Annotated in this window: 11 protein-coding genes; 6 read left to right on the plus strand and 5 right to left on the minus strand. The window is 60.2% G+C overall.

What is annotated here, in order from left to right; translation table 11 throughout:
- The first annotated feature begins 31 nt into the window (after positions 1-31).
- The 6 genes from C4J92_RS00795 (at position 32) to pgaD (ending at position 9,020) form a co-directional block, all read left to right on the plus strand.
- A complete protein-coding gene (locus tag C4J92_RS00795) occupies positions 32-664 on the plus strand; it encodes an NADH:ubiquinone oxidoreductase subunit N (protein WP_124365346.1) in 633 nt (210 codons plus the stop codon).
- Positions 665-903: 239 nt separating this feature from the next.
- Entirely contained in the window at positions 904-2,400 is a 1,497-nt protein-coding gene (locus C4J92_RS00800; protein WP_124402640.1) for a YdgA family protein, read from the plus strand.
- A 301-nt stretch (positions 2,401-2,701) separates the two neighbouring features.
- On the plus strand, positions 2,702-5,182 hold the full coding sequence (gene pgaA / locus C4J92_RS00805) for a poly-beta-1,6 N-acetyl-D-glucosamine export porin PgaA (protein WP_124402641.1): 2,481 nt from the start codon (positions 2,702-2,704) through the stop codon (positions 5,180-5,182).
- A gap of 12 nt (positions 5,183-5,194) precedes the next feature.
- Positions 5,195-7,192: a poly-beta-1,6-N-acetyl-D-glucosamine N-deacetylase PgaB gene (gene pgaB, locus C4J92_RS00810; protein ID WP_124402642.1), complete on the plus strand. Its 1,998-nt coding sequence runs from the start codon at positions 5,195-5,197 to the stop codon at positions 7,190-7,192.
- 2 nt (positions 7,193-7,194) lie between these two features.
- A complete protein-coding gene (gene pgaC / locus C4J92_RS00815) occupies positions 7,195-8,535 on the plus strand; it encodes a poly-beta-1,6-N-acetyl-D-glucosamine synthase (RefSeq protein WP_124402643.1) in 1,341 nt (446 codons plus the stop codon).
- Between the two features lie 2 nt (positions 8,536-8,537).
- Positions 8,538-9,020 carry a poly-beta-1,6-N-acetyl-D-glucosamine biosynthesis protein PgaD gene (gene pgaD, locus C4J92_RS00820; protein WP_124402644.1) on the plus strand — a complete coding sequence of 161 codons (483 nt, stop codon included), beginning with the start codon at positions 8,538-8,540 and terminating at the stop codon, positions 9,018-9,020.
- 737 nt (positions 9,021-9,757) lie between these two features.
- Here pgaD and tssA read toward each other — a convergent pair.
- From tssA to C4J92_RS00845, 5 genes are all read right to left on the minus strand, one after another.
- A complete protein-coding gene (gene tssA / locus C4J92_RS00825; RefSeq protein ID WP_124402645.1) occupies positions 9,758-10,855 on the minus strand; it encodes a type VI secretion system protein TssA in 1,098 nt (365 codons plus the stop codon).
- Positions 10,856-10,945: 90 nt separating this feature from the next.
- On the minus strand, positions 10,946-11,464 hold the full coding sequence (locus C4J92_RS00830) for a type VI secretion system tube protein Hcp (RefSeq protein ID WP_124402646.1): 519 nt from the start codon (positions 11,462-11,464) through the stop codon (positions 10,946-10,948).
- 148 nt (positions 11,465-11,612) lie between these two features.
- On the minus strand, positions 11,613-14,102 hold the full coding sequence (gene tssM / locus C4J92_RS00835) for a type VI secretion system membrane subunit TssM (RefSeq protein WP_124402647.1): 2,490 nt from the start codon (positions 14,100-14,102) through the stop codon (positions 11,613-11,615).
- Positions 14,099-15,025: a type VI secretion system-associated protein TagF gene (gene tagF / locus C4J92_RS00840; protein WP_124402648.1), complete on the minus strand. Its 927-nt coding sequence runs from the start codon at positions 15,023-15,025 to the stop codon at positions 14,099-14,101. The genes tssM and tagF overlap by 4 nt, the downstream gene beginning before the upstream one ends.
- Positions 15,026-15,056: 31 nt before the next feature.
- Complete coding sequence (locus C4J92_RS00845; RefSeq protein WP_124402649.1) at positions 15,057-18,956, minus strand: type VI secretion protein IcmF/TssM N-terminal domain-containing protein; 3,900 nt, start codon at positions 18,954-18,956, stop codon at positions 15,057-15,059.
- Positions 18,957-18,982: the final 26 nt, after the last annotated feature.

Here is an 18,982-nt window from a genome sequence, read left to right on the forward strand (position 1 = left end):
CTGCTCGCGTTTGCTCATGGGGATTCCAATAATGAAAAACCCTTATGCTCCCGCTTTCTGGTGCGTGCTCTTCGCACTGGTGCTGTTATCGGCCGCGTATTTCTACGGGGTCATGCTCGCCCACCAACTCGACAAGGCCATGGTGTTTCTCGACAGCGCCTGTCTGGTTATCGGCACCTTGTCCATCGGCGTGGTGGCCTGGGCGTCCTATCAAAACCAGCGGGTGAAGCGAAAGCTGCTCGAGCAAGGCAAGACCCGCGTAACGATCTGGGACACCAAGGTTGCCCTGCGCCGTGTCGAAACCGTGTTCGACCGCTATTTCTGGGGCAGCTACTGGCAACCCGGGCGCACCTTCCAGGAAGTCATGGGCGACCTCACCGGCACGCCCCTGGAAAAAAGCCTCGAAGTCCTGAAGAAGCAGTGCGTGGTGCTCGACCGGCAGGTCGCGGACGGTAGGCACTGGCTCAATAATGCGCGGGAATTGTCCGATGTCGCCACGCAGATGGCCCGTGAGCGCTACCAGCTGGACTTCTGTGACCCCAAGACCGACACCCCCGGCAACGCGGTGATACACCGCGAGTTTGAGGTGCTGGTCTACACCTGGACGGCGCGCCTGAAGAGCTTCGATCACCAGTTGGATGAAATTGAACTGGAGTACTCCTGAACTCCTGCTGAACTGATCCCTCTGAAAGGCTGGGCCGTTTGCGCCCGCCAGTGCTAATCTTCCCCAGCCTTTCGGCCATACGGGCCAGTACTGTAGGAGCGAGCTTGCTCGCGAAAAACGTCAACGATAACGCGTGCATTCTGAATGAACGCGGTGCCTGTGCGTTCTTCGCGAGCAAGCTCGCTCCTACAGTTCAAGGAAGACAGCCCACCTCTCACAGGATTTGATCAGGTCACTTCATGAATAAGCCAGCAGTCGTTCTTTTGGGTTTCGTTGTCGCCGTTGGCGTCGTCAGTGCAGGCGGCGCCTGGTACACCGGTAAACAACTGGAGCCGGTCCTGCAAACCGCGATCCAGAACGCCAACAAGGAACTGCAGACCTCCATGGCCGGCGTGGACGGCAGCGTGTCCCTGGAACTGGTGTCTCTGGACCGCGGCGTGTTCAGCAGCACCGCCCACTACCGCCTCAAGGGCCAGGGCAGTGTGTTCGGCGAGCAAAACCCGAACCCCGAGCTGCTGTTCGTCGACCATATCGAACACGGCCCATTGCCGTTCTCGCGCCTGGTTAGCCTGAAGTGGTTGCCAGTGATGGCCACCAGTCACTACGCACTGGAAAAGAACGCCACCACCGAACAATGGTTCGCCGCCAGCAAAGACGTGTCGCCGCTTAAAGGCGTGGCCAATATCGGTTACAGCCGTTCGGTCAGCGGCAACGTCGAACTGCTGCCCCTGGAATTCAAGGACGACAAGTCCTCGGTGAGCTTCTCCGGCGCCAACCTCGACTTCGACAGCAGCGCCGAAGGCCAGAAGGTCAAGGCCGACGGCTACATGAACAGCCTCAAGGTCGCGGCCGTCGATGCCAACGGCGACGCGTTCGAAGCCGAACTGGCCGGCCTGACCGTCGCCAGCAACCTGGCCAAATCCACCTTCGGTTTCTACACCGGCCAGAACACCATCGAACTGACCGACACCAAGGTCACCTTCGGCCCGCAGAAAGCCGTGCTGACCCTCAAGGGCTTCGAGCAGAAAGACTCCAGCGAAACCAAGGACAACAACCTGGCCGGCCGCGTCGACTACAAGATCGACGAGATCGGTTACCAGGGTAAGCCGGTGGGCTCGGCCGCCATGGCCGTCAGCATGAAGAACGTCGATATCCCGGCGATGCTGGTGCTGACCAAGCTCTACCAGGACAAGATGCAGCCGGTGCAAGCCGCCGCCGCTGCCGGCCAACCCGCGCCGGAGCTGCAACTGACCGAAGCCGAGCAGACCCTGGCCGAAGCCAACGTCAACCAGGTGCTGGCCGCCAAGCCACAACTGGCCGTGGAAAACCTGTCGCTGAAAACCACCCATGGCGAAAGCAAGTTCAGCTTGGTGCTGGACCTGGCCAAGCCGGCTTCCATGGAACTGCCGCCGGTTGAACTGGGCAAGCAGATGATCTCGCTGCTGGACGCCAACCTGAGCCTGTCCAAGCCGATGATCGGCGACGTGGCCGCGCTGCAGGCGCAGGTCGGCGGCGTGACCGACCCGAAAGCCATCGAACAGCAATCGCAGATGGCGGCCGATATGGTCAGCGGCGTGGCCGTGGGTACTCAACTGGCAACCCTGGAAGGCACCGATGTGGTGTCCAAGCTGCACTACGCCAATAACGAAGTGACCTTCAACGGCCAGAAGATGACGGTCGAGCAGTTCATCAGCTTCGTGATGTCCAAAGCCGGCGCAATGAGCGGCGCGCAATAACCCTGAAATGCAGTTAAAAATGTGGGAGGGGGCTTGCCCCCGATAGCGGTGGGTCAGTTAAAAATTTACTGACTGACACTCCGCCATCGGGGGCAAGCCCCCTCCCACATTTTGTTTTGTGTTCGGCAAGAAATCGCTTTCAGCCAATTCTGAACAATTGTTCTGAATTGCCCTTGGCCTCGCCTGGCTGAGGGATAGTTCCCATAGGAAAGCTAGGTCGGGTCCCGAGACGCCGACACCCTGATGCACATCGCTCAGGATCACCCATCGTTGCAGCTTTCCTTGTAAGGAAGCTGACGCCATGTTGCCAATCCATTCACTCAGTGCATCAGGCCGGTTGCGGTTGCTCATCGGAGCAGCCCTGTGCAGCCAATTGCTGATGCCCGCCTACGCCGTGGCCGACCCTGCCTATGACGCGCTGATCATCCAGGCCCGCAACGGCCACTTCACGCCGGCCCTGACTCAACTGCGCCAACTGTCCGCCGAACGTCAAACCCCAGGGCAGGTCAGCGATCACCTGGTGATTGCCGGTTGGGCCGGGCAGGACGCCGAAGTGCTGAAGGTGTATGAAGCCCAGGGTAAAAATCGCAACCTGACCAGCCAGGCGCTGGCCACGGTGGCGCGCACCTACCGCAATCAAAAACAGTGGGCCCAAGCCGAGGCGGTCTATCGCCAGGCGCTGCTGCGTGAACCGAACAATATTGACCTGCAACTGGGCCTGGCGCTCACCCAGGCCGATGGCGGCAAAGCCACCGAGGCGGTGCAACGTTTGCGCGCGCTGGTGGCCGCGCAGCCGAATGACCCCAGCCGTCGCATGGCCCTGGGCTATGCGCTGAGCCGCGCCGGCTTGAACTACGACGCGCTGTTCGAGTTCGACCAGGCATTTATCCGCGCCGGCGACAAACCCGACGTAGCCCGTGAATACATCGTCGCCCTGCAAAAGGCCCGCCTGCCGGAAGCCGCGCTGCGCCTGTCGGCCAAGCGTCCAGGGCTGGTGGACGCGGTGACCCAGCGCCGCCTGGAAGGCGACCTCGCCGCCGAGCGCGTGCGCATCGCCGAGTTCGCCACGCGTACCGAAAAAGAGCGCTACGTGGTGGCCGACCGTGCCCTCATTGACTACGACCGGCTGATCGCCCGCTGGGCCCCGGACGCCAGCGCCCATGACGACGTGGTGCGCTGGCGCATCGACCGCCTGGGCGCGCTGAAGGCCCGGGCGCGTACCGCGCAAGTGATCCGCGAATACCAGACCCTCACCGGCGAAGGCGTGCAGTTGCCCACTTACGCGTTGCGTTGGGTTGCCGCGTCGTATCTCGACCAGCGCCAGCCGGAGAAAGCCGAACCGCTGTACCGCCAGGTGTTGACCGCACCGGATGCTGACGCCAGTTACCGCGTCGACGACAGCACCGCGTTGTTCTACGCGTTGCTGGAAAGCGACAAGGTCGAGGACGCCCGCCAGGTCGCCAACTCCCTGGCCAAGGAACAGAACCCCCGCGTCGAACTCAAGGGCCTGCCGATTGGCAACCCCAACGACAACTGGATGGACGCGCAACAACTGGCCGCCCAGGCCGGCACCTTCGGCGGCGACCTGCCGGGCAGCGAAGCCAGCCTGGAAGCTCTGGTGGCGAAGGCACCGGGCAACGTCGGCCTGCGCATCGCCCAGGCCGACATGTACCGCGCCCGTGACTGGCCGCGCCGCGCCGAAGGCACCCTCAAGGAAACCGAAGCCCAGGCCCCACGCGACATCGGCCTGGAAGTTTCCCAGGCCTACACCGCCATGGACCTGCAGGAGTGGCGCCAGATGGACGCCCTCACCGACGACGTGGTTGCGCGCAACCCGGACAACCGCCAAGTGCAACGCCTGCGCCGCCTGCGCGATGTACATGACATGGCCGAACTGCGCGTCGAGGCCTACACCGGCAAAAGCTATGGCGGTGGCAATGACAACGACGCGGGTGCCGTGGCCGGTAGCCGTGACTGGGGCATTGAAAGCGTGATCTACACGCCGCCCATCGACGAAGACTGGCGCCTGTTCGCCGGTGCCGGCTACGCCACCGCCGACTTCAGCGAAGGTACCGGCCAGCACCGTTGGCAGCGCGTGGGCGTGGAGCGGCGTACCCGCGACATGACCATTGAGGCCGAAGTGTCCAACCATTCCTACGGCGATGGCTCCAAGCAAGGCGCGGCAGTGTCGATCGCTCGCGACATCAATGACCACTGGCAGTACGGCGGCAGCGTCGGCTACCTGCTCACCACCACGCCATTGCGCGCCTTGAACGACGGCGTCACCGCCAACGGCGGCAGTGGGTTTATCCGCTGGCGCGCCAATGAAAGCCGCGAGTGGAAACTGACCCTCAGCCCGTCGCACTTCAGTGACGGCAATGACCGCTTCGAAGCGCTGCTCAGCGGCCGCGAAGGCCTCTACAGCTCGCCCCATGTGCAAGTCGACCTGGGCCTGGAAGTGGGCGCCAGCCGCAACAGCAAGGAAGACACCGCGTACTTCAACCCGAAGTCGGACTTCACGGTGTTACCGATGATCAACGTCAATCACGTGCTCTATCACCGCTACGAGACCCAGTGGAGCCAGCAGTTCCAGATCGGTGCGGGCACCTACAGCCAGCGCGACTACTCCACCGGCGGCATCGGCCTTATCGGTTACGGCCAGCGCTTTCGCTGGAACGACGTATTGGAAACGGGCGCCAACCTCAGCCTGATCAGCCGACCTTATGACGGTGATCGCGAACGCGATCTGCGCCTGCTCGTCGACCTCACTTACCGTTTCTAGAAGAGCCTGACCATGACCGTCCTCAGCCGTTGCTTGTTGGTCCTGGGTGTAATGCTGGCCGCCGCCTGCGCCCAGCAACCCGCGCCCTATACCCCACCCGCGCAGCGGCCAACAGCGCCGAACGAAGCGCCTTGGCCGAAAAACCATTTCCTGGGCATTGCCTACCACGACGTCAATGATCGCGACCCCGACCAGACGGTGGTGGCGGTACGCACCGAACGCTTGATCGAGCAACTGTCGTGGCTGCGGGAGAACGGCTACCAGGCGGTCAGCGTCGACCAGATCCTGGCGGCGCGCGCCGGTGGCCCTGAACTGCCGCCCAAGGCCGTGATGCTCAGCTTCGACGACGGTTATACGAGCTTCTACACCCGCGTGATGCCGATTCTGCGCGCCTACCACTGGCCGGCCGTGCTGGCGCCGGTGGGCTACTGGATCGATACGCCACTGAACAAGCCGGTGGACTTCGCCGGCTCACCGCGCCCGCGTGGCGAATTCCTCACCTGGCAGCAGATTCGCGAAGTGTCCCAGTCGGGCCTGGTGGAAATCGCTGCGCACACCGACGCCAGCCACACCGGGATTCTGGCCAATCCCCAGGGTAACCTGGAGCCGGCGGCGACCTCGCTGCGCTACGACCCGGCGACCCAGCGCTATGAAACCCAAGCGCAGTTCCAGGCGCGGATGCGCGCCGATGTGGCGGCCATTACGCAGAAAATCCGCAGCGTGACCGGCAAGGCGCCACGGGTGTGGGTGTGGCCGTACGGCGCGGCCAAAGGCACGTCCCTGGCGGTGGTCAGCGAGCAGGGCTACCAGATGGCTCTGACCCTGGAAGACGGCCTCGACAGCCCCGGCAACCTGATGAACAGCCCACGCTTCCTGGTGGCCTCCGACCCGGACGGCGAGCACTTCGCCAACAGCATCGTCGCGGCGCAGACCCCGGCGCCGCTGCGCGTATTGCACGTGGACCTGGACAACGTCTACGACCCCGACCCGGCCCAACAGGCGCGCAATCTCGACGTACTGGTCCAGCGGGTAGTGGATATGGGCGTCGGCACGGTATTCCTGCAGGCCTTCGCCGACCCCAAGGGTGACGGCCTGGTGCATTCGCTGTATTTCCCCAATCGTCATCTGCCGGTGCGCGCCGACTTGTTCAACCGCGTCGCCTGGCAACTGCACACCCGCGCCCATGCTGCGGTGTATGCGTGGATGCCGGTACTCAGTTTCGCCCTCGACCCCAAGCTGCCCCGCGTGACCCGCTGGGACCCGCAAAGCGGCAAGCTGGGCGCCGATCCTGATCAGTACATACGCCTGTCGCCGTTCGACCCGCAGGTGCGCAAAATCATCGGCGAGATCTACGAAGACCTCGCCCGCAACAGCGCCATCGACGGTGTGCTGTACCACGACGACGCCGTGCTCTCGGACTTCGAAGACGCCAGCCCCGCCGCGCTCAAGGCTTATGCGGCCAATGGCTTGCCGGGCAGCATCACCGCTTTGCGCGCAGACCCTGCCACGCTGCAACGTTGGACCCGCTTCAAAAGCCGCTACCTGATCGATTTCACCCAGGAGCTGACCACCAAGGTGCGCGCCATCGCCGGGCCGCAGGTGCAGACCGCGCGCAACATCTTCGCCGAGCCGATGCTCAACCCGGCCAGCGAAGCCTGGTTCGCGCAGAACCTCGATGACTTCCTGCAGGCCTACGACTGGACCGCGCCGATGGCCATGCCGCTGATGGAAGGCCAGTCGCTGGAAAACTCCAACGCCTGGCTGGAAAAACTGGTCGCTACCGTCAAGGCCCGCCCCGGTGCGCTGGAGCGCACCGTGTTCGAACTGCAAGCCAAGGATTGGCGCACCCAGCAAGCCCCCGATATCAACGCTGTGCAAATGGCCGAATGGATGGGGGTGCTCAAACGCCAGGGGGTCAAGAGCTTTGGCTACTACCCGGACAACTTCCTGGAAAACTCGCCGGACCTGAAGACCGTACGCCCGGCCCTTTCCAACCAGTGGAACCCTTGATCATGTTCGACAGAATCCTGGCTTTATTCGTGTTGGCGTTGGTACTGGGCGTGCCCCTGGGCCTGATCTTTCTGGTCACCGGGCAGTTCCTGATGGACTTCGTGTTTTTCTACCCGTTGTTCATGTCTGCGCTGTGGATCGCCGGCGGCCTGTACTTCTGGCTGCACTGGGAGCGCCACTGGCCGTGGAAGGAACATACCCCGGCGCCGACCCTGGCCGGCAACCCGCTGATCTCGATCATCATCCCTTGCTACAACGAAGGCGATAACGTCGCCGACACCATGGCCGCCGCATTGGCCCAGGTGTATCCGAACATCGAAGTGATCGCGGTCAACGACGGTTCCAGCGACAACACCGCCGCCGTACTCGACGCGCTGGCGCTGCAACACCCACGCCTGCGCGTGCTGCACCTGGCGCAGAACCAGGGCAAGGCCGTGGCCCTGCGCATGGGGGCGGTGGCCGCGCGCAGCGAATATCTGGTGTGCATCGATGGCGATGCGTTGCTCGACAAAAACGCGGCGGCCTACATGGTTGCGCCGATGCTCGACAACCCGCGCCTGGGCGCCGTGACCGGCAACCCGCGTGTACGCACACGCTCCACCCTGATCGGCCGGGTACAAGTGGGCGAGTTCTCCTCGATCATCGGCCTGATCAAGCGTACCCAGCGCGTGTTCGGGCGGATCTTCACCGTGTCGGGGGTGGTGGTGGCGTTCCGTAAAAAGGCGCTGAACCGCATCGATTACTGGAGCACCGACATGATCACCGAGGACATCGATGTCAGTTGGAAGCTGCAGCTCGATCACTGGGCGATCTTCTACGAGCCGCGCGCGCTGTGCTGGATCCTCATGCCCGAAACCGTCGGCGGCCTGTGGAAACAGCGCCTGCGCTGGGCCCAGGGCGGCGCTGAAGTGCTGTTCAAAAATATCCGTGGCATCTGGCAATGGCGCCATCGCTACCTGTGGCCGCTGCTGTTCGAGTATTGCCTGTCCACCGGCTGGGCATTCACCTTCCTGCTCTCGGTGTTTTTCTGGGGGCTGGGTAAATTCATGGTGTTGCCGCAGGCGATTACCGTCGTCTCCCTGGTGCCCCCGGCGTTTACCGGGCTGGTGCTGGCAATGGTGTGCCTGCTGCAGTTCGCGGTGAGCATCCTGATCGACCGGCGCTACGAAAAAGACCTGTGGAAAACCCTGTTCTGGACCGTGTGGTACCCGATGGTGTTCTGGCTGGTGAGCCTGTTCACCACGCTGGTCAGCTTTCCCAAGGTGTTGTTCAACCAGCACCAGAAACGCGCCCGCTGGGTCAGCCCGGACCGTGGTATCAAACCTGCCCAAGAGGAGGCGTGACGATGAAACTGGTCAGAACCCGCCAGCACCTGGTGATGTGGATCATCGATGTATTGCTCACCCTGCTGGCCTGGGGCGGCCTGGTCTGGCTGCTGGCCCGGGGCATGAGCGCCATGCTCGAAACCCACGGCGGCCCGCGCCTGGAAGCGCCGATTTTCGCCGCGCTCAATACCTTGCAGATCTATCTGTGGATCGCCCTGTTCAACGCCGTGATCCTGATCGCCTGGGCGCGCTACCAGCAGCGCAAAGGCCGAAGATTCGCCCAGCGGCGTGCCGAGGCCAAGTCCCTGAGCGACCAGCACCTGAGTGAAAGCTTCAGCCTGGCCGACGGCGACCTGGAACAGTTGCGTCGCCCCGGCGTATTGGTCATCCACAACGACGACGAGGGCGGCGTCGCGCAGGTGAAAGCTCATGTCTCCCGTAATGTAGAGCGCCCGCCGCTCTCGCTGGTGCCGGGCCAGGAAAAAAACAAGGACATTGGCTGAGACCCAAGATCTGTGGCGAGCAGGCTAGTTCTGGTGAATAGCTTCTTATTGCGAGCGGGCTTGTCCCGCGATGGGTTGCAAAGCAGCTCTAACTATTCCAGGGTGAGCAAGCTGTGATAGACCCGATTTCCATCCTGATCTGTATTTACGCATGCTGGGAGATCGACCCAAGCGGCATCCAAACGCTCACCTTATGAAGTTGGAAATGTAGTCATCTAGTCATACCCCGGACTTCATACGCTTATAGGGTTCTATATTCTCGCGCCGACGTCTCTTGAGGGCAGCTCCTGCAGAAACGCCCGCCATCGCTGCAACTACTTTGTCGGGTAGTTTTCCCAAAAGGTGCTCGTACTCGTCAATAGGTGATGTATTCGAGCTCCTCAATGACTTTATCCCTAAGCGCGTACGGCGCTCTGTTATGGCGGCTTTCGAAACGCCAGCCCTGTTGGCGATTTCCTGATCTGGCATCGTTCCTAGAAGGTGTTCGAACTCTGCCAGTTTGGATACCCGGACATAGGGATCAATCTTAAGTGCAACTCTGCGTTGGCAGACGGCTGATACAGACACCTTAGCCAAGGCTGCCACATTGGGATCTGACATCTTCCCCAATAGAGCATCAAAGCCCCCCTGTGACAACAACGATTTCTTAGCCACTAACAGCACCTCACTGCAACTGAAGCGGATTTTGCAGACTGACTATTATGGATGTTTGCACGACGGTGGTTACCCATAAGCAATCAGGATTTCGTTTCTTTGGTTCCAAGTACGTCACGAATGCCGTCAATAACGTTGCCGTCTTTAATCACATCAGTTAGCCACCCCTCAAGCGGCATGTTACCCCACTTGATAGCGCGTTCGATCAGGTAGGGCACGGGGCTGTGAGGTTCGGTGGTTTTGAAGAATTGCGCCACGCTCGCTAACATTGTGAACGCTTCATCGCGGGTACCTGGAGTAGTCCGCAATATAGTCGACGGTGGGGTCTGCTGTTGTGAGGGCATTGCCGCACCTGCCTGGGTGATATCCAATTCTGGAGTGCCAAGAGTGACCGGCTCGACTTGCGCCGGATTGAGCTCGATTCCTCGGTCCTTCAACAGCTTCTCGACCAGTTGCGCGGCTCGCGACAAGATGGCGTCAAGTGCTGCGAAACTTGGAGCGTCGTGCCCGAACAGGCTGTCGCAGGTCGCCTGGAGCTGTCGGCAGGCCATAAGGCTGGCGGTGATTTCCGTGGCCTTCAGGCGAAGGTGATCAGTGTCGGTAAGGACCACCGAGCGCTGGAAAATTTCTGCGTTGATCTTGCCTTCATCGACAGCAGCCCGCATGGCCTGGGGGTTCTGCAAGGCGAGGTTTTCTACATGTCGGGATTCGTCATAACGCAACAAGCCATAGTTATCACCCTGAGTGATTGGCAATCCGCCGACCACATCGACAAGTGAGGCTTTGAGCCAGGTCAGGCGGGCGTTACGCTCTTCCATGCCGTCTTCAAGTGTTGGATATAAATCGTCCCAGAATGCCTGCAAAATACGCTCGGCGAGGGTCAGGCCGAAGTGAATGCCAGTAAAGTGATATTGGTGCGCGAGGCCTTCTGAAAGCCAGGCAACCAGCATCAGGTCCTTGCTCTGTTGAACCAGGCCTTGCGCGGCCAGGGTGACGGTCAACTCCCAATCCGAAGATTTGAGTTCGGTTTGCCAGTCGCCCTGGGTCAGGTAATCGGGATCTGCTCGGCGCGCTTCTTTGATTTGATCGAACAGGGTGGAAAAACTCAGGTCGGCGCCACTTCCCCCGTCGATTGGGGCGGTCAGTTCGGCCAGGGAAAGGCCGTTGAGAAATTCAGGCATAGGTAACTCTGCTCGGAAAAAAACGCCGTGCCTGCAAGCAGGCACGGTGTGGAGTACGGGATGCATGCGCGTCCCGAAATCGCCATATGCTTAAGCGAAAACCTTGTTCGCGGTGCGATCCCAGCCACCGGTGACGTTACCGCCGCCCTGACCGTCGGCACGGCTTTGTTGGGTATAGGTAGTCTTGATGCGTGCGAAGTTGAAGCTCACTTCCTCGATCGGCAGGTCGCTGACTGCCTTGTCCTCACCGCCTTGGTTACCGCCAGCTACAGCTTTGACGGAAGACACTACAACTTCTTCCAGGTTAATCGTCAGGTAGGTCAGCTTATCGCCGCCAGCACGGTTGACGTTCAGCTGGATCTTGGCGATGTGGGTGCCCTTGCAGCAGGCTTCAAACAGCTTGGCCGATGCCTTGTCCACGGCTTTGCGGATGCTGAAGTCACTGAGCGCTACGCGTTCAGACGACGCGCCGCCCGAAGAGCTGGCAGTGGCAGAAGTAGCTTGAGTAGCACCGTACTCGTAACCCAGCACTTCGATCCAGTCCTTGTGCTTATCGTCCAGCACTTCGCCTGGGATGCCATCGATTTGGATATATGCGTCAAATGCCATTTCTATTTCTCCTTTCACTGTTTAAGAGTTGTATCGACCCGCGCTGGGTCCCAACTCTCGTTTTGACCGTCTTGAAAAATCAAGACAGGCTTCTTTTACGCTGACCCGGCATCGGACCGGGCAGCGATATCTCGCTGACACATGCGCCTCAGTTGAGCGCGCGGACTTCGATCTCGACCCGCCGGTTTGGCTCAAGACATTGAATCAGTGCGGCACGGGGCAGTTGCATGTCACATTTCACAAGCGGTTTTTCGCTGCCTTCGCCCACCACGTCCACCAGTTCGGCAGGTACGCCTTTACCCACCAGATAGGTCTTGATGGTTTGCGCCCGCTGCTTTGAGACCGCCAGATTGCCCTGGCGATCTCCCAACTGGTCGGCATGCCCGGCAATGATGATTTTGCCGATGTTCGGTGTGCTTAACAGCTTGCCGGCGATGGCGCTCAACTGCGCCTGACCTTCGTTTTTCAGACTCTGGAAGTCGGCGCGGCCGAAGGCGAACAATGTGTCGGACTCCAGAGTGATCGTTTCGATTGAGCGCAGCGACTGGGTCAGCAGGCTATTGATGTAATTGCGCGAGCTGGAGGTGAGGAACGCGTTGTCGAGGATGCGCGGCACGTCCGGCTCATGAATCTGATCGCTATAGAAGTTGATCTGGCGGCTGGCGTATTCGTAATCCTGATTGGCACTTGCGGCATTGCCCTGACTGATAGTCTTGCCGGTCTGGCGCGCAATAGCCGGATACCAGTAGTCGGGCATTTTTGCTCTGAGAAACGCCGGGTCGGCCTTCTCTCGCTGGGCACGCGACAACATGATGTAAGTATCCAGGGTCGCCGTGCCGAAGTTCGCAATGGATTGCGCGCGATTGTCAGTCGGCAGCGCCTTGGGCTCCACGCTGTCGATACCTGTTACTGGGGTCAGATCCTTGGCGTTGCGCTGATACACCTTGATGGTGGTCAACAGGTACAACGAGCGGGTGAGGTTGTCGGCGGTTGGCTTGAGCATCACCGTCTCGAGGCGTGAGAAATACTGGCTGCGCAGGAGCGGCTCGATTTTGTAGCCTTGGTAAAGGCCCATGCGCATGCGCAGCGGTACGCCGTCTTCGTGGTGCTGGCTGTAATAGTGCCCGGTCCACGAACGCATGCTGTCCAGCGTATGCCATGCTGTGTATTGGCTGGGGTTGGCGCGATCATCGCTGGACGCCTGGGCCAGCTCGGCAGACAGGCTCCGGATCGTGCTTTTGTTGTTCCAGTAAGACCAGCCCCACACACCGCACAGCAGCAGGGCCAATACACCGAAACCGCCGATCCAGGCCGCTTTGCGTCTACGTTCGCGGTGATTGGTAGTGTATAGCGCCACCAGGTGCTGGTCGGGAATAATCACCTTGCGGAACAGGCTATTGATGAACAGCGCACTCGGTTGCGCATGGCCGCTGGTGGGCTCCTGATCGCTCTGCAGTGAGAAGCGCTCGGTAACCTGGCGAGCATGACCGCCCAATTCAGGCTGATCGGCATCCAGCGCACTGGTGAAGTAGAAACCGCGCAGCAGTTCGGCGTTTTGATATGGGTTGGCCCGCAGCAAGGCATCGACAAACAGTTGCAGGCGCGGTTTGAGCGCCGCCAGTTCTAGCGGGAAGCGGTACACCGACGAGTTCTGGCGGGTCACCTGAATGTCTTGCAGCACTAATTGCCGGCTGGCCACATCCTGCCAATAGGTAATCAGTTCATCCATGGCGACGCCGAAGCGCTGGCCCCAATCGGCTTGCTCAAAGCCTTTGTGGGAGAAGGTCTTGCCCATCACTTCGCCGCGTGCCACCTCATCGAGTTGGCTGTAGAAGGGCGCAAACCCTGGCACCAGATCGCACTTAGTGAATACCAGATATACCGGCAGCCGCACTTCCAGCAGCGCGTGGGTTTCCTGGATGCGTTCGCGCAAGCGCTTGGCAATGCGCTCCTGATCTTCGAGCGACGATTGCAGGATGTCATGGATGCTCACCGCAACGATCAAGCCATTCAGCGGGCGACGTTGGCGGTGCTGGCGCAGCAATTGCAAAAACGCTCGCCATTTGCCAGCTTCTTCCTGGTTGTTCATATAGCGCCCTGCGGTATCCAGCAGCACGGCTTCGGAGCTGAAAAACCAATCGCAGTTACGCGTCCCGCCAAGGCCTGCGACTCTTGCGCCTTCGCGCTCGGCATACGGGAAGTTCAGCCCGGACTGATACAGCATGGTGCTCTTGCCCGCTGCAGGCTGGCCGATCACAAGGTACCAGGGCAGGGCGTACAAGGCATCCTTGGATTGGGTGCCGGGCTTGTTGTTGCTCAAACGCTCAATGCTTTGCAGCAGGCGTTCGCGTAGCAGGCTTACTTCCTCACGGTCCGCCGGACTTGCGTTCAGCACGGCTTGGTCGGCGTCCTCGCGCAACAGTCCTTCAAGGTTGTGATGCCGGGAGACACCGCGATACAGCAGCACCACATAGCCGGACGACAGCACCAGAAACACACCGATCCCGGTCAGCAGGCTATTGAGCGAGCTGAAGTTGAACGCACGGCCGATTCCCCACACGATAAAAATCGTCAAAAAGAACAGCACCCCGAGAATGTAGGGTTGGTAGCGCAAGAAATAATATTTGATTCTATTCATACGGACTTCAAATCCAGGGCACCGACAAAACGGTCGATAACGTCATAAAGAGGGCAGTCGATTTCAGGAAAAGCATATCCACAGTGGTGCTCATCAAACACTTCAAATGGCGCCAGCACATCGTAACTTTCTTGGCGTTCGCTGCTGCCGGTTAGCACCCTATACAGACTGTTGCCGCTGCGCGAAGCAAAGCACAGCAACTTGGGGCGCATGAAGTCATCGGCCAGCACGCTGATATGCGGCTCGGTCTCGGCGCTCTTCATACGCGTGAGCCAGTCGATCCACAGGTCGGCGGTCGGGTTTTTCAGCCCCCGTTCGGCAGGCAGGGGCAGAGAGATCGCCATGCTGGTTTTTTGTTGCATCGGTTGTTGCAGGGCCTGCAGGCGAGTGAGCACCGCATTGCTGACAAACTCCGGATACGAGTCCTCCAATGAACGGGTGATGTCGCGCAGATTGAAATTAACCAGGAACTTGTCGTGTACGCGCCGAAACAGTTCAAAGTCCTGGACTTGCAAGGGACGCAACGCTTTGATTCGCTCAAACAGCGTTGAGGGGTTTTCACCTTGCGCCGCCATGTGCAGCAACGGCTTGATTTGCCCACAAAACAATTCGCTCAGGGTAAAAGGATTTACCAAGGGCTGGGCTTCGCTGGCTTTGAGCGTCTGGAAGATGAAAAACGGGTAGCGCCGTGCGCTGAAGTCCCTCGAACTGATCATGCCACCCAACAGCCAGTTGCCGTTGCGCGCACGGTAGCTGAACAGGCACACCGGCAAGCGATCGAACAGCTCGCGCCAGTCCTCGCGGTGCTGCATGGCCGCCAAGGCACCCTGCAACCACGCGTCGAACTCGCAGACTTCTTCCATCGCACCGTGCAGGCTGACGAAATCTGCACTGGCAGGCACTTTGCCGAAACATCCGATCACCGGCGGCACTCCTGATACATGTATTGAGTCCTCACTTGGCGCGTCCGTCCGTGGCGTTCAACGCACTCAGTGCCTTGACGTTGGCCAAGTCGGTAAGCTTGACGCCGCCATAGTTGCGCACGGTCAGGCTGATCGGACCGCTGGCGGTGTTCCAGCTGAAACGCTGCTGAATGCCATCAAGGTCGGCGACCCGCGCACTGTCGTTCATGCGCAACAGACCCCAGCGTCCCGGATAGTCGAACACCGTGATGCGCTCGCCGCTCAGGGTCACCACGTCAAGACGTGCACCCGGCGCTGTGGTAGTGCCCGGCCACGAGAACCGGCTCCAGCTGGTCTTGCCATTGCGGTAGTGCTGCACCTGGCCGTCCAGGGTGAAGACGATGTCGGTGAAGTAAGCCGACGGCTCGAGCATGATCTCGAAGCCGTTGTCGCGGTCGGACAGGCTGGCAATCACCTCACCCAACGAACTGGCCTTGTCGATGCTGTTGACCATACCCGGATTGACCAGTGGGGCGGATTTCACGCCGCTACTCATGCCCAGACCTTCGCCTCCGGCAAGGTTACCGATTTCGTTACGCTTGAAGTTTGGCAACAATCCTGACTGGGGGTCGACAAAACGTTGCAGGTCCTTGACCGACGCTTCGTTGCGGCTGTTCACAGCAATCGGGTAACGATGGGCCATGACCTGCTCCCACGGCTTGGCGATCTGCTGTGCCCAGGCCTTGGCAATTTGCTCACCGGCCGGGTCGCGTAGGGTTTCCCAGGTGTATTGGATCGGCAGGCTGAACAGGCTTTGCAACGAATCCGACAGGCCGCCCTGACTGGTGTCGATGGTGGTCTCCACATAGTTGCGCACATTGGTGACCTCGCTTGGCTGGCCTTCCAACGTCTCGCTGATCAGTTGCTTGCTGCTTTTGCCGACGTCCTGCGAGCGCTGGATGTTGTTGACCCGCACTTTAAGTTTGCGCAGGGCGGCCAGGTAACGATCCATGATCGTGCTGTCTGCGCCTTCGGCGTTCTGTGCCGCAAATACGCGTGATACCGGCTCAAACCGTGCGGCAAGGCTGCCGTCATTCACGGCAGGTAGCGGCGAAATCAGCGTGCCCGGCGAGACGTCGGGGGAGTCGAATATGCCGCTGACTTTGCTCCAGAAACTGTCCTCATGCTTGGTGCCCGGTTGCTGGGCCTCATGCGACTCGGGCAGGTCCCACCGGGTGTTGTCATTGATCGCCGACAGCAACCGTTTGACGGGCGAATTCTGCACGTCACTGAGCAGCGAGAGTTGTTGGGTGGCGTTGGCCATATCGGTGAAGTGACGCACGCCGACACTGCCGACCAGGGTGTACCAGGCCTGGGTGTAGTCACGTTTGTAGCGCGCCATAAACTCACGGATGAAGTTGGCTTTTTGCACCACGCTGTCGCCGCCGTCGCCATCCAGCACCCAGTCGGTTTCGTTGTGCAGGTTGCCCGATACCAACTTGATCAGCTCAGGCTTGACGAATTCGTCCCAGCCCTGGCGGGTGAAAATCGCCGGAACCACTTCGGTGCCGTACAGCAGTTGACGGCTTGGAAGCGGCACCAGATCGCTCAAACCAATTGCTGGGAACTGGCGGCTGGATTCGAGTTGTAAACGCAGGTATTCACGGTCGACCAGGGAGCTGGATATCATGAACGACTTGAGGCTTTTTTGCGTTTCACTGATCAATTGCTCGTTACGCGGCAGCGTCGGTGCCTGGCCGTTTTTGAGCATTTGTACGTAGACCGGCACGTTATCCTGAATCACCTTGTCGCTGATCGGATTGTCCTGGCCAAGGGTGTTTGCCCAGGCGACCGGCAGCGCGGCGTCGACGAACTCGACTTCCGGGTGCGCGGCAGGCTGGGTGAGGATCAGGTACAGCTTCAGCGTGTTGTACGACTCGATGATCGACGCCACCTGATGCTCATCCAGGCGCCCCAGCATTTCTTCCGACAATGATAGCCCGCCTGTGGTGGCCGACAGGTCCGCAGCGTCACTGGCGGTAGCCGGGCTACGCAGGGAGGCGAGAGCGTTGTCGCGCGCCTGTCGGGCCGAACCCTTGGTCGTGCCGGTCAGTCGTTGACTGACATCGCTGGTGCTGTGTGGAAGACTGCCAAGATTAGGCTTCACTCCGGCACGTGCAGCCAGTCGTCGTGCGCTGTCGGCCGAAGCGCCCTTGCGTGTGTTTTTGGCAGGCAGTGCCGCCGTGGCATGTTGCAGGTCCATGGTATTCGCGAAGTCATTGAATTCGCGCAGATGGCGCTGCAAGTTGAGCGTAATCGGCTCCAGCGCCTGGGTGCGCAGTTGTTGCAAATATGCGTTTTGGGTAGCCAGATAAATATCGTCGCCACGGTACAGGCCGCCACTCAGCCGCAGCGGCACGCCGTGGTTGCGGTAGCGTTCGATGGTAGTCATCTGGTCACGCAATAGCTCCAGGCCCTGGCCGGAGGCAAGCAAATGCTCACGGTCCGGGGATTGCTCCAGCTCGCTCAGGTGTTGGCGCATGGAGGCCAGCCACTCACGGTTGTTCTTGAACGACAGACCTTGCCAGCCGATGAACATCACCCCGGCGAAAAGCGCCAGGCCGATCATCACCGGGTTCAGCGTCGACTTGCGACCAGAGCGCGACTGGTACAGCGACAGGTCGCGGTCGGGGAAAATCACACGGCGGAACGTATCGGTAATGAAGTAGCTGCGATCACCGGTTTTGCGGGTGCTGGCGTCAGCCGGCGGAGCCTGGTCAGCCTGTGGATGCAAGGCGAACGACTCGGCCAGGTCATCTTCGAACACCGGGCTCAGTTGCCGGTCGGTCTGCAACGCACTGGTAAAATACAGGCCGCGCAGCAGAAGCGGCTTGGTCTGATGAATGTGCGGGGCGAAGTGCTGGAGGAACTGTTCGAGTACACCCGCCAGTTCGGCAAAGTAGTTCGGGAAGTTCAGCAGCGCACTACTGGTATCGGCGCCGAGGGCGATCATTTGCGCATCGACGTGACGGCGAATCTGCCCGTGCAGGTTGGCCAGTTTAGTATCCAGTACGCTGCGCAAACCCTGGTTGCGGATCTCCGACAAACCAAAGGTCATGCCCAGTGGTTGCTGACGCTCGTTGAGGTCAAGGCCTTCGAATGCCTGACTGAAACCGGGCAGTTGGTCGGTCTTGCTAAGCATCAGGTAGATCGGCGGGTTCACGCCCAGGCAGTCGACGTATTCTTCAATACGCGACACCAGTTGCGCAGCCAGTGCATCGCGCTCATCCGAGGTGGAGGCGAGTAATTCCGGCAGACTGACCACCAGCACCAACCCGTTGACTGCAGCCTTGTTGCGTTGCTTTTTGAGCAGGCGCAGGAAGTCGGCAAAGTCGCTGGCGGATTGATCGTCGCGCAGGTACCGCCCGGCGGTATCAATCATTACGGCTTCAGGGCTGAAGTACCAGTCACAGTGCTGGGTCCCGCTTTCGCTGTCGTTCGCGCTGCTGGCAATGCGTGCAGACAAGCCCGAGCGGCTGAGCAGCGAGGTCTTGCCCGCTGCAGACATACCTATCACCAAGTACCATGGTAAGTCGTACAACGCCGAAGAACCGCCGCCGCCAGCCGCACGGTCGGTACGCAGCATGGCGATGGCGTGCTTGAGGCGTTCACGCAGCACTTGCTGGTCGCGGAACTCGCCAGTGGATTCGAGCGAGCGATCAACTTCGCGCTGTACCAGGTTCTCAAGGTTGTGCTCGGTGCGAATACGCCTGTATTGGCGCAGCACAATAATCAGTACATAAAAGGCGCTGATCAGAATCAGTGCTTCCGGCAAATGGCCCTGCAACCGCTGTACACGCGGTGCGGCGATCCAGCATGCCAGCAGGCTCAATGCCCACAGCACGGGGATGAGGAACCAGAAACTTTTCAATAAGCGCAGTAATGTCTTCATGTCTTCCTGACCCGGTTACCTGATCT

Source organism: Pseudomonas sp. R3-18-08 (genome assembly GCF_003852065.1).
Classification (GTDB): domain Bacteria; phylum Pseudomonadota; class Gammaproteobacteria; order Pseudomonadales; family Pseudomonadaceae; genus Aquipseudomonas.